This window comes from Candidatus Paralachnospira sp. LCP21S3_A2 (genome assembly GCF_052118925.1).
Lineage (GTDB): Bacteria > Bacillota > Clostridia > Lachnospirales > Lachnospiraceae > Lientehia.
The window spans coordinates 1-15,183 of the sequence record NZ_JBQKGG010000024.1; the positions used below are offsets into that span (position 1 = coordinate 1).

A 15,183-nucleotide genomic window follows, 5' to 3' on the forward strand; every position below is an offset into this window, starting at 1 on the left:
TGTATCACCTGACGAATATGAAAAGCTGTATGAGAGGGGTATGTTACTGTCTGCTGCTTAGCAGGCAGAACTTCTCATTTTAATTTGTACTAAATCTTGACATAGGACCACTATATGCTCTTTTTATATAAGCTCCTTATCCAAAAGGAAATCAATCACATTGATATTCAAAATGCCGTTATCATCATACCAGCGCTTTCCTATATCTTTCCTTACAACAATTTTAGGGAAAGAATCTCCTGTAAGCATAAATGGTCTAAGTTCTACTTCTGCTTTTTCATCAGTCAGCATCGCATACGCTGACTGGATATAGGTTCGTTTTCCGCCTGAATTTACAACAAAATCTATTTCCCTTGGAGTACGAATTGAATTGCCTTTTTCACTGAGTGTCCTTGCATAAACAACACCTACATCAACAGAAAACTGTCTGATATTCAACTCATTATATATGATGTTCTCCATTATATGAGTCATTTCCTGCTGACGGAAACCTATTCTTGCATTTCTAAGTCCAATATCTTCGCAGTAATATTTATTTGGCGAATCAAAATAGGATTTTCCTTTTACATCATATCGCTTACTTTCTGAAAAAAGGAACGCATCTTCCAAATGTCCGATATATGCCCGAATTGTATTAGCAGACACACCGCCCCCTTGTTTCGACTTCAGAGTGTTTGCAATTTTGGTCGGATTTGTTAATGAGCCAACTGATGAGCAAAGCAAATCTAAAATCTGCTCCAGAACATCCTGCCTTTCAATTCTCTTACGTTCCACAATGTCTTTAATATACACTTCTGAGAAAAGTGATTTCAGATAATTCATCTTAGCCGTATCATTAGATCTTGACAAAATAAGCGGCATACCGCCATAGAATGCATATTCATCAAATGCTTCATTTTTATCCCCACCAACAGCAGAGTAATATTCCGCAAAACTAAGTGGATGTACTCTTATTTCATCGCTTCGTCCTCTAAATTCAGTAAGAATGTCGCTGGAAAGCATTTTTGAATTGCTTCCGGTTACATAAACATCTAAATTTGATAAACCTCTCAAATCATTAAGGGCATCGTAAAAAGTAATTTTCTTACCGTCCGGATTATATGGATTAGCCACCTCATCAGACATTTGAATTTCATCAACGAAAAGATAATACTCATCTTTGCTCTTTTCCACTTTCTCTCTTACATAAGATGAAAGAATAAGCGGATTACGATATTTAATATCTTTCGCAAGGTCAAGCTCAATTGTAATAATCTGCTCCTCTTTCACACCATTTTCAATTAAATAATCTCGGTATATATTTTTGAGAAGATAGGATTTACCACATCTCCTGATACCGGTAATTACTTTCACTAAGCCGTCAAAACGATATGAAATCAACTGCTCAAGGTAACTATCACGCTTAATTTCCATAAAGCCCACTCCATTTCATTGAGAATTTCTGCCCATTTAGGCTTTTTCAATCAATATTATATATGTTTTTTATCTGGTTTTCAAGTTCTCACTGAAAATTATAGCCTAAAAAGGCTAAAATATTCAGTGAAAATATTTTTATCTTTGTCCCAATAACTCAAAAAGGTGCTGCACACCTGCAAACACCTCTTTATCATACGATATATTCATTGAAAATTTTCGCCCATAACGGCTTTTTTGTTCAATGAACTTAATCTGTTAAATTACTTCTTGAATTTATATTTTCCTTTTCCGTGATCGAATACTGGCTCAATAATATCTGCCCGCACTAAATTGGAAAGAAGTTTTGAAACACCTGAAGCTTTTAGCTCAAGAAGCTCCATAACTGCACTTCTTCCAAATACTTCATCAAAACCAAATTTTTCAAAAGTCTATGGACATGAACCGTCGTTTTTACTGAGAAATAACTATGCAGACCTTTGATTATACACGCTTATAAATTATTGGTTCATCATATCCAAAAGTTCTCTTTCCATTAACTTCCATGCTTTCCGATACTTCCAGAAAATTGTTGGAAAACTTTTCCCAAAGTTTGAATGTCATTACCGGAGAGAACTGGCTTGTGCTGCCTCCCTCCCAGATTCTGTCCTTTTCATGATAAAGTGCCGGGGTAAATTTTTCAGATTTTTCTAGTTTAGAGTAATCAACATTCTTCATAGAATCATATGAAAATGTATTTTTATCTTCTCCTTTTGGAATTTCATAAGAAGAAAGTAAAATTCCCTGTTCTATTTCCGTGATAAGGAAAAGATGTGGAGATGCATGACGTTTCCCATTAATTTCATAATAACTCTCTTCAACAACAAATTTTCCTTTGAAATCTTCGGGAAGGTTATTTATTTTGTCATTACAGATTGTATTTACATGTTCCGCATATGGGTATGTTTTCCCCTCTGCCTGCATTTTCTTAAATTGATCCTTATTATCAAAATGTCCTGTCATCATTCCTACAAAATTTTCAAGTTTCATCATATACTTTACCTCCTTGTACTTGCCTATACACACTATTCCTCTTTTGCTTTTGCCATACTGGCGATATCTCCCACTCCATTCAATACCATTGTGGGAAGATAAGCATAAGTTTTGAGGGTATCCTTCGTTGAACATCCAGAGAGAACCAATACAGTAGACATACCACTTTCCATTCCTGAAATCACATCTGTATCCATACGATCCCCAACCATTACAGCTTCTGCCGAATGGCATCCAAGCATATTTAATCCTGTTCTCATCATCAGTGGATTCGGTTTCCCACAGAAATATGCCTGTGTACCTGTTGCCATTTCAATGGGTGCAATCAATGCACGACAGGCAGGAGCGATTCCGTTCTCGATCGGTCCGGAAACATCCGAGTTTGCTCCAATCAACTTAGCTCCCTTCAGAACTAAATTCGTTGCTTTCGTTAAAGTATCCAATGAATAGGAGCGTCCCTCTCCCACAACAACATAATCCGGATTTACATCATTCATTGTAATGCCTACATCATAAAGTGCATTGAAGAGACCGGCTTCTCCTATCACAAATGCTGAACAGCCTGCCGCCTGTTCCTTTAAAAAAGCGGCTGTTGCCAATGCGCTGGTGTAAAAATGTTCTTCTGGCACATCAAGTCCCATCCTTGCCAGTTTCTGATTTAATTCCCGTGGTGTATATCCACTATTATTTGTCAAAAATAAATATTCTTTCTTTTCATCATGCAACCACTGGATGAATTCTGGAACACCTGGCAATATCTGATTGCCATGATAAATCACACCATCCATATCACAGATGAATCCTTTTTTTTCATTAAAATCGATTATGGATTTTCTCATGTTCACATGCGCCCTTCTTTTCTTGTTTCTTTAGAATACACCTTGCTCTTTTCATAATAAAATAAAGCGCTATTTTCTACAAATATTTTTATATAATATCATCCACACATAAAATCAAATACATAGTACTGTGAAATTGAAGTAAATATTTCTACCAACAGTACCTTTTATGACAACATCTCTTTCACACAAGTACTCCGATAATCACTCGGTGATATTTTATATCTTTCTTTAAATACTCGGTTAAATGTTCTCTGACTTTCAAATCCACTATCCAGACAAATGTTTGTAATAGAATCACTCGTATTTTCCAAACGATGGCATGCATAGTTCAGCCTTGCATTGTTAAGATATTGATTAAAGTTTCTATGGAATGTTTTGGAAAAGAGTCTGGATAAAACATATTTGCTCACCCCCAGATCTTTTGCCATCTCTTCCAACGAAAATTTCTTCTTAAAATTTGCTGATATATAGGAAACTGTCTGGTAAATAAGATCGTTGCTCCCCACATTACTCTTTTCTACCAAATTTAATTTTCCTATGCAGCATGCCAACACAATTTGAAGATATGCCTGTGCAACAGTAATATCCGACTGTTCTGTCTCTAAAATCGCATTTATAACCCTATATACCTCCGGTTCAACCTTTTCCGCTTTGATGATCGGATATTCAGGAGCCATGGATTGCATAATATCTGCAAATTTGGCAATCGTAAATGGCGATGCAATCAGATAAGTCGCTTTATTTACACCGGGTGTCAGTACCTGATAGTGATGAATAACATCTGGAAATACAAAGCCTATATCTCCTTTATCCATATGATATAGTTCCTGTCCGACACCAAGCTCTAATGCTCCACTTGTTACACAAACAATCTCCAGCGCATTATGAAGATGTGGTTCAATATGTTTTGACTTCCTATTTATTGCTATGATCTCCTCTTTTGTGTCAACATATTTTAACTGCATGAAATACTCCCCTTTGCAACATTTGTCTATATCTTCTTTCGATTTGGCAAGTAATCCTTTTACACCTATCTTATAATCAACTTGTAAATAAGGAAAGGAGGAATTGCAAATGAGCAACCTAAAAAAATATCTGAATGACCTTTTAGTATTCTACACTGAATATTTTGTGCATCCTTACCATGTATAAATACTAAAAGGACTATTTTGTGAAAACTGAATATTTTCTTAAGGCCATTTCACAAAAATGAAGTGGTCCTTTTTTTATAAACTTTCAATAAATCTTTTGAATGCAGCTTTCCCTTCATCTGTTCTCTTGTAAACGCCTGCATCCTCCAGAACTTTCGCAAACACAATTCCAATTTCTTTCTGTATGATAGAATGAATATTACTATCTGTAATCTTATATTTTGGTATCCATCCCTCTGCCCATTCAGCATGGGCAGCCATTGCTTCATTCTGTCTCAGGTCTTCATGATTCAGAATTGCCTGTTCTAGTTCTGCCATCTCTTTCTTCAATCTTGCAGGTAATACAGCCAGTCCCATAACTTCAATCAGTCCAATATTTTCCTTTTTGATATGGTGATATTCAGCATGCGGATGGAAAAGTCCGAGAGGACAATCAACAGTTGTGATATTATTACGCAAAACCAAATCCAGTTCATACAAATCTCCACGCATCCTTGCAATCGGCGTAATTGTATTGTGTGGAATACCATCCGTCTCACTGAAAATATTAACTTCTGGATCCGAATATCCACGCCACTTCGTAAGGATATGATTTGCAGCCGCTACAATACTATCCATTGCTCTCCCCTGCAAACGGATCACTGACATCGGCCACTTTACAATTCCTGCATGTATATCGGGATATCTCTCTAAGTCAAATTCCTGTTCGTAAGGAGCTTTTGCCATAGCAAAGACATAACTGCCACCCTGAAAATGATCATGACTCAAAATAGATCCTCCTACGATTGGCAGATCTGCATTGGAACCTGCCATATAATGCGGAAACTGCTTAACAAAATCAAGGAGTTTATTAAAAGTCATCTCATTAATCGCCATCGGAATATGATTCTTATTAAATATAATGCAATGTTCATTATAATACACATATGGTGAATACTGCAAATAATACTGTTCTCCACACAGAGTAATTGGTATAATCCTGTGGTTTTGTCTTGCTGGATGTGAGAGGTGACCTGCATACCCTTCGTTTTCCCTGCAGAGCAGGCACGCCGGATATCCAGATTTTTTTGCAGTTCCAGCTTTTGCAATATCCCTTGGATCTTTTTCTGGTTTTGACAAGTTAATTGTGATATCCATCTTGCCAAATTCTGTATCGGTCTCCCACTTTTCATCCTTTATAATCCGATCTGTGCGGATATAGTTTGTAGTCTGGCTGAAATGATAATAAAATTCAGTTGCTGCCTTTGGGGATACCTGATATTTTTCTTCAAAAATTTTTCTTACCACGGACGGTGCAGGTGTTAAAATACCCATGATCTTTGTATCGAGAAGATCCCTCATTGTCACTGTATCATCTTCAAGAATTCCCTGTGACAACGCAAACTCTAACAAATCATCCAAAATGAGCTGTAATTTTCTCGGTTTTCCTAGTTTCTCCGGTTCTTGATAATCTTGCCTTTGAAACAATTCCAATAAGCCATTTGTAACATACACTTTATCTGCATCATCTATTAGTCCATTTTCTAGTCCATAAGCCACCAGTTCAGAAATCAGCTGATCAATCATTTTACCGTTTCCTCCTACTCATATTATGCTTCATAACCATTCGGATGATTTCTATGCCATTCCCAAGCCGTTGTAATAATTGTCTCTAGGTCATCAAATTTAGGCTTCCACCCAAGAATGTTTTTTGCCTTCTCACTAGATGCAATCAGTGTTGAAGGATCTCCTGATCGTCTAGGTTCTTCCTTTGCCGGAATCGGATGTCCTGTTACTTTTCTAGCTGTTTCCACAACTTCTTTTACTGTAAATCCTACTCCGTTACCAAGATTAAAAATATTACTTTCATTGCCTTTTCTTAAATATTCCATGGCTAGAATATGAGCCTGCGCAAGATCATTCACATGAATGTAATCTCTTACGCATGTACCATCTTTTGTGTCATAATCGTTTCCAAAAATAGAAATATATTCTCTTTTCCCATTAGGTACCTGCAAGATCAATGGAATCAGATGCGTTTCCGGATTATGGGCTTCCCCTATTTTTCCATTTGGATGTGCTCCACAGGCATTGAAATAACGTAAGGATACAAAACGTAAATCATGGGCATTGGCTGTCCATTTAAACATCTTCTCCATGGAAAGCTTTGTTTCGCCATAACAGTTTGTTGGAACTGTGCGGTCTGTTTCAAGTATAGGAATACGTTCCGGTTCTCCATATGTGGCTGCTGTCGAAGAAAAAACAATCTTGTTAACGCCATGTGCGACCATACTTTCTAGTAATACTTCTGTTCCGCACAGATTGTTGTTGTAATATTTGAGTGGATTTACCATACTCTCTCCAACTTGTGAATTGGCTGCGAAATGAATAACTCCATCGATCTCCTCTTTTTCAAATACAGAATCTATAAATGCCTTGTCCCGGATATCTCCCTGATAAAATTTTGCATCTTGGTGAACAGCCTTATGAAAACCTGTTTCAAGATTATCAACAACTACTACATTTTCTCCTGCCGCAATCAGCTCATATACAGTATGAGAACCAATATAACCTGCTCCGCCCAATACTAAAATGCTACTCATAGATCATTTCTCCTTTTCTTTGTTTTTATGATTATAAAACTTTTATGCCACCATACTTACGAATTTTTAATACTTCACAGGAACCCTTTCCAAATATCTTATCCATCTCTTTTTGATAGTTGGACACCAGATAATTGGGAATAAATGCCTGTATGGTTCCTGCAAATCCTCCTCCATGTACTCTACACACGCCTTTTTCTCCAAATATCACGTCACTTAATGCCAATGCAATAGACACATTCTGATGTTGCACATCGTGACATGTATATACGTTCTGAAGGTATTTAAAAGAAGAATCTCCGGATTCTTTCACTTTGGTCAGAAATTGTGGAAAATTATTCTTTTTTAGTGCATCTACTTCCTCTTTGACACGCTCATTTTCGCATACAAAGTGTAATGCCCTGAGTGCAGCACGATCACCAGCGCAGTCACGTATCCGTGTGATATTATTGATAATCTCTTCCTTGGATACCTCTCCTAAAAAGTTTTTTCCAAAACATTCCGCTGCCTTTTTCATTTCCTGTGGAATTGCTGCATAGTCTGGGGTTAAATCTGCGTGAGTGCCTTTCGTATCTGTAATGCATAAACTATATCCATATGTATTCAAATCAAACTTCAGCTGTTCCACAATCGGATTTTCCGGATCTGCAAAATCAATATGTATCAGACTTCCTACTGAACATGCCATTTGATCCATTAAACCACATGGTTTTCCGAAATATACATTTTCTGCATACTGACCAATCTTGGCAATTTCTATCGGATTAACTTCACCACCATTGTACATATAGGAAAGAATCGTTCCAATAAGTGTTTCAAAAGCAGCTGAGGAAGAAAGGCCTGCACCGGTCAACACCTCACTGGTCACATATGCCTGAAATCCTCCAATTGCATGACCATCCATTTTCATCTTGGCAAGTACACCACGGATGAGTGCATTCGTGGTACCTTCTTCTGCTTTTTTCGCCAGCTCATCCAGCTGAATGATACTCATATCACTATATCCATCTGACATCACTTTTACAATCGGTTCATCCAGTTTTCTTGCAACTGCGATTGCATCATTGTTAATGGATGCGGCCAGTACCTCCCCATGCTGATGGTCCGTATGGTTCCCACCTATTTCACTTCTTCCAGGTGCACTGAATATCTCTATTTCACCTTCACCAAAAAATGTCTTGTAACTGTCGATTGCTTTTCGATATCGTTCCTTCTCATATGGAATCCGGTTCAAATCAACATATAATTCTGTTAATTTATTATCGAAAAAAGTTCCATTCAATAATTCGATTGTTTTTTTAATTTCCATAATACCACCCCGATCACCTTATATATAGAAAAAGCACTGTCTCATCGAACAACAATCAGACAACACTTTTTCCTGTCAATTCTAATTTATGTCTGATGTATCTGTTACTTCATCTGCAGCGATTCCTTTTTCTGCTTTCAGTTTTTTATTTGCATCTTCTACATTCATTCTTGAAAGTACAAACATAATCAATACATCAAAGATTAACGGAAACCAAAGATACATGAACTGCATCATATCAAGTGCAGACTGCGGCTGAGTTGCATTTGTTCCGACATATCCACTGAACTCAAGCATCCATCCAACAACAGCGGTTCCAATACCTCCACCAATTTTTACACCAAGAGAAGTACAAGAATACATCGTTCCGTCAATTCTCTTTCCCTGTGTAAGATAAGTGTATTCAGAGCAGGATGCGATAACTGCATTCATATCTCCCTGCCATGGTCCCTGACCTAAGGCTGCAAGAGCTGTAAACGCCATCATCAGCGGAACACTGCCCATATATCCAGCAACAACAACAAGTGCTCTACCGATGACTGCTAAGACATAACCTCTTAAGTTCAGTTTATACATACCTTTCCACTTACCAACTAATGTCGGTGTGAAAATCAGGGCAATGATCAGTGGAATATTTACTGCCCATGCAAATTGTCCAAACAAATTCTTATTTTTCAGTAACCATGTCATGTAATAAATGCCAGACCCAATCATGGCACCATATAACTGCTGTAAAATATATGCTCCACAAATCATCATGTAATATTTGTTTTTAACAAGAAGCTTGAATGCCTGTACCATTCCGTACTTTTCATTATCATCCTTTACTTCTCCTTCGTTAAGTTCTTCCTCCGGAAGTTCCTTAACAGAAAGTGCTGAAATCGTATTTACGACAAGACCAATGATTGCATAGATAATAGCAACCGTTCTCCATGCTGCAGCATCTCCACCACATTTATCTACAAATCCAACTGTAATTGCCTGAATCAGAAGACTTGTTGAAAACGCAAAAATAAAACGGTAAGATCCCATCTGCACACGCTCTTTGCTGTTCTTTGTAATCAGTGACGTAAGTGCTGAATAAGCAATATTGTTTGCTGTATAAAACACACCATTTAACAGTGTGTAAGAGATAAAGAACCATACATATTTGGCCGTTGTTCTCAAGCTGACCGGTACTGCAAAACAGCAGACCAGCGTAATGGCACAACCAATATATCCATATAGCATCCAGGGTTTCGCTTTTCCCATTTTACTGTGTGTTTTGTCAATCATTGATCCAAAAAATATATCCGTAAAACCATCAAATAGTTTTGATACGGCAATCAGGGTACCTACGACACCTGCAGCAAGTCCTACTGAGTCCGTCAGATAGACCATCATGAAAGATGTCAGGAACGCATAGACTACATTACCTGCAATATCACCTGATCCATATCCAATTTTATTATACCATTTCAAATACTTTTTTTCTTCCATCGAATTTCTTTCCGCCTCATCTTCATCGCACTTAGAATCTCAATATGTCTAACCGTATGATGTCTAATTCTAATTTTTTCTCTGTTTTTGTCTGATTGCTCTGTATATCCAGACTTTACATTGCAATCAGACTATCCTTCCTTGTTTACGGATTACAGGAAACTTTATTATCCCTTTACATACGGTATCAGTGTAAACTGGAACCGGAATAATACATCATCAAATCGGTACTGATCCAATACAACTGGACCACAACTATTAGAACCAATGCCATTTAATGCGTAGTCAATGCAAAATACTACACTATCTGATTCTGTCAGTTCATAATTATGTGTTTTCTTCTCAAGTTCTTCCTGCGTATAATAAGAAGCATTGAATGAGAATGCATTTCCCGCGGATGCCACAATTCCATATCGGCTGTTGTTAAGCTCTACATATTCACAATCATAATGGCTTCCATTTTCCTGTGGGCGAATATAATCCTCATGCAAATCGTCTACATTTGCCTGGTACAAGCCGTGGCTCGCAGCCTGATGTTTGTCACAATAGCTTTCCTGCGGTCCCATTCCAAAGTATCTTGCAGCTGAAAGTTTTTTATCCAGGAACATCCTCACACCAAATCTTGGCAGATCCGGAAATTCATCATCTTTTGTTACTGCAATATCTGCATCAATCTTTCCAGCAGCTTCTATTTTCCATGTGATCGTCACATCAAGAATCTTCTGGACTGTCTTTGCCACAACGGATGCATGGCTTGTAATTTTCACACCATGCTTTCCCTGCACGACCTCTGTCGTGTAAGCTCTTGTATAAGCTTTATCATAATGGGCTTTCTTCCATTCAGACTTGATGTACATATCGTTATCTGTTGGAGCTCTCCAAATATTTAACTCCATCGGATGGTTCAAGTATTCCCGCCCTGCGAATTTCATCTCTGTAAAGAGTGCAGTACGTTTGTCTATGGTATAAGCAAATTCACGCCCCTTGATATGGATCTGTGTATCATTTTCATTTACCTGTAACTCAGAGTCCACTGCTGTTTTTTGTAGCCATTTCTCAGCAAGTTTACATTTTGCACCGTCTTTGCTTACCTCAATTTCATCGAATCCAAGAATATGGTCTTCATCCAACAGTGGCAATTCCTTTTTCAGATGGTAAATAAATTTCAAATAACATTTTCCACTCTCTGGCACATTGATTTTAATGTTTATTTTTCCTTCACTGTGTGGTGCTGCTGAAACTTCTGGAAGTTTACCTTTGCTGATTACAAGCCCGTCCTGCGTCAGTTCATAACTGATCTTCACATAATCTTTCAAGTCATCAAAATCCATGTAGTTATGAAGCACCAGTTCTCCGCTTTCTTTGTCATAGGAAATAACCCTTGCCGGGCGATAAACATTCTTGTATTCCAAAAGTCCTGTATGTACCGTTCTGTCCGGATATACTAATCCATCCATACAGAAGTTGCCATCATGAATTTCTTCGCCATGGTCGCCCCCATAAGCATATATAGTCTTTCCATTCTCAGCAGTTCCATGAGCAATCGCATGGTCACACCATTCCCAGACAAAGCCGCCGCACATTTTATCATTATCCTGAATCATCTGGAAGTAATCTTCAAAATCTCCAGGTCCGTTTCCCATACTGTGACAGTACTCTACCAAAAGGAAGGGTTTGCTTCCATCTTTATCCAGATATTCCTGAATTTCGGAAAGCGCCGGATACATCCGGCTGTACACATCCAGATTGCTGTAATCATATGTTTCATCATAATTACGGTATCTTGCACTCTCATATTGTGTGATGCGGTCTGGATCAAAATGCTTTGTCCATTCCAGTGCTTTTTCAAAGTTGCAGCCATAAGCACTCTCATTTCCCATTGACCACATAACAATACAGAAACGGTTTTTGTCACGTTCCACCATGAGTTTTACGCGATCAACGATTGCCTCTTCCCATGCCGGATCATCTGCAATCATCTCATTCCATCGTTTGAACCGATTGTAATCGGTGTCTTCTTTTCTGTAGATCATAAATGGACCATGAGCTTCAATATCTGCTTCATCTATCACCATGAATCCATACTTGTCACACATTTCATAGAAAAATGGTGCGTTCGGATAGTGGCTGGAACGGATCGAATTAAAATTATGCTGCTTCATCAACGTAAGATCGGTTGTAATCTGTTCCGGACTGATTGTAAATCCAGTAACCGGATCGGAATCATGTCGATTGACACCACGGAATTTAATCTTCTGTCCATTTAAATAAATAACCTGGTCTTTAATCTCTATCTTTCTTAATGCAATGTGGTCTACAATTACTTCGTTCTCTGTTTCAAGAATCAGTTTATATAGATATGGATTTTCTGTATTCCAAAGTTCAGGACTTGCGATTTCTAATACAGCTGTTCCTTCTTCAGCAATACTTCCTAGTGCTACAACTGCTCCGTTTCTATCTTCAATCGAAATTTTTACATTTAACGGAGAGTAGAATTTCATTTCAATTTCTACTTTCGCAAGCATATCCTCAATTCTTGTTTTAATATGGTAATCACTGATTGCCTGTTTTGGGCGTTTCAAAATATATACATCCCGGAAAATGCCACTCATACGGAATTTGTCCTGGTCTTCCAGATAAGAGCCATCACACCACTTCATTACCAATACGGCTATAGTATTCGCTCCATCCTGAAGAAGTTCAGTAATATCAAACTCGCTTGTCATATGAGAAACCTGGCTGTATCCTACGTAAGAGCCATTGAGCCACACATAAAAGCAGCTGTCTACTCCTTCAAAGTTCAAAAAAGCTCTTGATGCTTTCTCATCTCTGCTGTAATCAAAAGTATGTACATAAGCTCCACATGGAATATCTTGTGGCACATACGGTGGATCAAACGGAAACGGATACCGGATGTTTGTATATTGGTGCGTATCATATCCTGCCATCTGCCATACACTCGGAACCTGAATCTCATCAAAATTTTCTGTATCATAATTCTTCTCAAAGAAAGAATCCTGAATGTCATAGATGCTGTTAAAATACTGGAATTTCCAAGCCCCATTCAATAACTGCATACGATCTGATTCTTCTCTGTGTTCCACTAGGCTATCCATTCTTTTGGATGCCGGAATATAATAGGCTCTGGCTGGCATTGTGTTTTCGTGCAGCACACTTAAAGTCTCATAATAACGTGGTACAATCATAAATCCCCCTCCTTCAATATATATACATTTTTTGTACTTAGTTACCCTGTAGCAAATATTGTTCTTTACTTTTATATTTACGTTTCTTTGTTTTTCTAAATCTATCTTATCCTAATCCGCAAAATATGTCTATGAATTTGATTAGACAAAACATACACTAAATGATACAATAATAAAAAGTATGAAAAGAGGTGCTGCTCCATGTATATGAATAATGGTTATCTAAATCACTCACATATAGATTTCAAAGACAAAAGTTTTCCACTGATTGTAGGTAGCTGTGGTACTTACCGCCTTTCCAGTCATCCCAAGCTCCCAACCTACCGTCCAAGAGGACGTCTTGACTATCAGATCATATATATTACCGCAGGTTGCGGGCATTTTTATTTTGATAATGTAAATAACGAAACGATTGTTCCAGCCGGCAACATTGTACTTTACAGACCGAAAGAACTTCAGAAATATGAATATTACGGAAAAGATAAGACAGAAGTATACTGGATTCACTTCACAGGAAGCAATGTGAAAAATATCTTACGTCAATATGGGTTTCCGGATAAAGAACGTGTCTTTCAAGTGGGTACATCTAATGAATATGAACAAATTTTCAAACGTATTATTATCGAGCTCCAACGCTGTCAAGATAATTATGAGGAAATGCTTGTCATTTTGCTACGTCATCTTCTGATTAGCTTCCACCGGGAACTGACAAGAGCGCACATATTAAAAAATGAATATCTTGATCATGAGATGGATAATGCTGTTACCTTTTTCAGTGAAAACTACAATCAAAATATCAATATTGATGATTATGCTGCCTCACGAGGCATGAGTGTCAGCTGGTTTATTCGAAATTTCAAAAAATATACCGGTTCTACACCAATGCAATTCATTGTGGGAATCCGTATCAACAATGCTCAGATGTTACTTGAAACAACAACTTATTCCATCAATGAGATTTCTAAGATTGTCGGATATGACAACCAGCTTTATTTCAGCCGGCTTTTTCACAAGCTGAAAGGATATTCGCCAAGAGAATACAGAAAAACAAGAAATAAGTTATGAAATCTATAATGCCCGTAAAAAAACAAATGCCAAAAAAGGATACCACCGAATCAAAGCAGATTACGTGACATCCTCTTCTTTTTATTAGTGCTATTTTATGAATTCAACCGAATAGTAATACATGTACTCATTATCGGTATCTATATACTCCCCTGTAATATCCTGTATTGGCAACGAACTTAACCCCTTTTCTCCATAAATCAGTGCCGCTAATCCTTGCTCTGTTCCATACTCTATCTTGCATTTGTTTTCAATAGACGTTGCTGATCTTCCATAATATTCCCTGTTTGCAACTCCCTCCAAAATTGGTATTTCTGTCATATATTTTGAATATTTATCTGCTGCGATGAGCTTTGCAGTAAAATTATCAAAATCCGGTGTAATGACAATCAATCCATTCGTGGAAGATTTCACATCTTCATAGGAAAGTTCCAAAACTTTTTTATGTGAAACTTGTTGTCCGAACTGATATTCTGACAAGTAAATAGATAACGTTTTGAATGTATCCCTTGAATTGTATCGAAACATCATTGTTCCATCAATTCCCGATAACAATTCAGCGGTTTTCATTTCTATACTATCTGAGTCTACTGCTTCAACATAGTTTTGTGGTTGTCGCAATTTATTACATACGACGAATCCAAAAGTAACCATAAATATCCCCACTACAATAAGGAGCACTATAATGATTCTCTTTAAGTATCGTTGTTTGCGACCACTGTCCTTTGTTATCTGTATCAATGTATCTTCTGATTTTTTTTCAATATTATCTATCTCAATATCTTCACCAGCCAAGAACTCATTAAGACTAATACCTAATATTTCGCATAATTCTAAGTATACTGATACATCCGGCAAACAGATTCCTCGCTCCCATTTAGAAACAGACTTATCACTCATACCTAATTTCTCTGCCAGTTGCTTTTGTGTCATCCCCAATGACCTTCGCTTACCTGCAATGTATTTTCCAATTTTGATAAGATCCATCCATCTACCTCCTCATATAATCAAGTGTTTTTTATTGAAAATTCAAGGTTTTTCAACCTTTCATATCTCAGTGAATAAGCCACAGCTATGAGCATTTCGATGTATCAGGTACTGAAC

Annotated in this window: 11 protein-coding genes; 1 reads left to right on the top strand and 10 read right to left on the bottom strand. The window is 37.5% G+C overall.

The genetic code is table 11. From position 1 onward, the window contains the following. Positions 1-123 precede the first annotated feature (123 nt). The 9 genes from ACTQ3K_RS12020 to ACTQ3K_RS12060 form a co-directional block, all read right to left on the bottom strand. Positions 124-1,413 (bottom strand): ATP-binding protein, encoded by a 1,290-nt coding sequence (locus ACTQ3K_RS12020; protein WP_441568130.1) that lies wholly within the window; start codon positions 1,411-1,413, stop codon positions 124-126. Positions 1,414-1,896: 483 nt separating this feature from the next. Beyond that, positions 1,897-2,445, bottom strand: coding sequence for a hypothetical protein (locus tag ACTQ3K_RS12025; protein WP_441568129.1), 549 nt, complete (start codon positions 2,443-2,445; stop codon positions 1,897-1,899). A 32-nt stretch (positions 2,446-2,477) separates the two neighbouring features. Next, positions 2,478-3,290, bottom strand: coding sequence for an HAD-IIA family hydrolase (locus ACTQ3K_RS12030; RefSeq protein ID WP_441568128.1), 813 nt, complete (start codon positions 3,288-3,290; stop codon positions 2,478-2,480). A 161-nt stretch (positions 3,291-3,451) separates the two neighbouring features. After that, positions 3,452-4,252, bottom strand: a complete 801-nt coding sequence (locus tag ACTQ3K_RS12035; RefSeq protein WP_441568127.1) for an AraC family transcriptional regulator — start codon at positions 4,250-4,252, stop codon at positions 3,452-3,454. 261 nt (positions 4,253-4,513) lie between these two features. Continuing rightward, a complete protein-coding gene (gene galT / locus ACTQ3K_RS12040; protein WP_441568126.1) occupies positions 4,514-6,004 on the bottom strand; it encodes a UDP-glucose--hexose-1-phosphate uridylyltransferase in 1,491 nt (496 codons plus the stop codon). A 23-nt stretch (positions 6,005-6,027) separates the two neighbouring features. Then, positions 6,028-7,020, bottom strand: coding sequence for a UDP-glucose 4-epimerase GalE (gene galE, locus ACTQ3K_RS12045; protein WP_441568125.1), 993 nt, complete (start codon positions 7,018-7,020; stop codon positions 6,028-6,030). A gap of 31 nt (positions 7,021-7,051) precedes the next feature. Further along, the gene (locus tag ACTQ3K_RS12050; RefSeq protein WP_441568124.1) at positions 7,052-8,329 is read right to left on the bottom strand and encodes a galactokinase; all 1,278 of its coding nucleotides are present in this window, start codon (positions 8,327-8,329) and stop codon (positions 7,052-7,054) included. 81 nt (positions 8,330-8,410) lie between these two features. Then, positions 8,411-9,808: an MFS transporter gene (locus ACTQ3K_RS12055; protein ID WP_441568123.1), complete on the bottom strand. Its 1,398-nt coding sequence runs from the start codon at positions 9,806-9,808 to the stop codon at positions 8,411-8,413. A gap of 167 nt (positions 9,809-9,975) precedes the next feature. Next, the gene (locus tag ACTQ3K_RS12060; RefSeq protein WP_441568122.1) at positions 9,976-13,014 is read right to left on the bottom strand and encodes a glycoside hydrolase family 2 TIM barrel-domain containing protein; all 3,039 of its coding nucleotides are present in this window, start codon (positions 13,012-13,014) and stop codon (positions 9,976-9,978) included. 201 nt (positions 13,015-13,215) lie between these two features. Here ACTQ3K_RS12060 and ACTQ3K_RS12065 point away from each other — a divergent pair, with 201 nt between their 5' ends. Beyond that, positions 13,216-14,079 (top strand): AraC family transcriptional regulator, encoded by an 864-nt coding sequence (locus ACTQ3K_RS12065; protein WP_441568121.1) that lies wholly within the window; start codon positions 13,216-13,218, stop codon positions 14,077-14,079. Positions 14,080-14,169: 90 nt separating this feature from the next. Here ACTQ3K_RS12065 and ACTQ3K_RS12070 read toward each other — a convergent pair whose 3' ends face one another. Continuing rightward, a complete protein-coding gene (locus ACTQ3K_RS12070; protein ID WP_441568120.1) occupies positions 14,170-15,066 on the bottom strand; it encodes a helix-turn-helix domain-containing protein in 897 nt (298 codons plus the stop codon). Positions 15,067-15,183 lie beyond the last annotated feature (117 nt).

Coding starts and splice junctions, on each gene's coding strand:
- ACTQ3K_RS12020 (WP_441568130.1), bottom strand. CDS start 1,413: ATGGAAATTAAGCGTGATAGTTACCTTGAGCAGTTGATTTCATATCGT.
- ACTQ3K_RS12025 (WP_441568129.1), bottom strand. CDS start 2,445: ATGATGAAACTTGAAAATTTTGTAGGAATGATGACAGGACATTTTGAT.
- ACTQ3K_RS12035 (WP_441568127.1), bottom strand. CDS start 4,252: ATGCAGTTAAAATATGTTGACACAAAAGAGGAGATCATAGCAATAAAT.
- galT (WP_441568126.1), bottom strand. CDS start 6,004: ATGATTGATCAGCTGATTTCTGAACTGGTGGCTTATGGACTAGAAAAT.
- galE (WP_441568125.1), bottom strand. CDS start 7,020: ATGAGTAGCATTTTAGTATTGGGCGGAGCAGGTTATATTGGTTCTCAT.
- ACTQ3K_RS12050 (WP_441568124.1), bottom strand. CDS start 8,329: ATGGAAATTAAAAAAACAATCGAATTATTGAATGGAACTTTTTTCGAT.
- ACTQ3K_RS12055 (WP_441568123.1), bottom strand. CDS start 9,808: ATGGAAGAAAAAAAGTATTTGAAATGGTATAATAAAATTGGATATGGA.
- ACTQ3K_RS12060 (WP_441568122.1), bottom strand. CDS start 13,014: ATGATTGTACCACGTTATTATGAGACTTTAAGTGTGCTGCACGAAAAC.
- ACTQ3K_RS12065 (WP_441568121.1), top strand. CDS start 13,216: ATGTATATGAATAATGGTTATCTAAATCACTCACATATAGATTTCAAA.
- ACTQ3K_RS12070 (WP_441568120.1), bottom strand. CDS start 15,066: ATGGATCTTATCAAAATTGGAAAATACATTGCAGGTAAGCGAAGGTCA.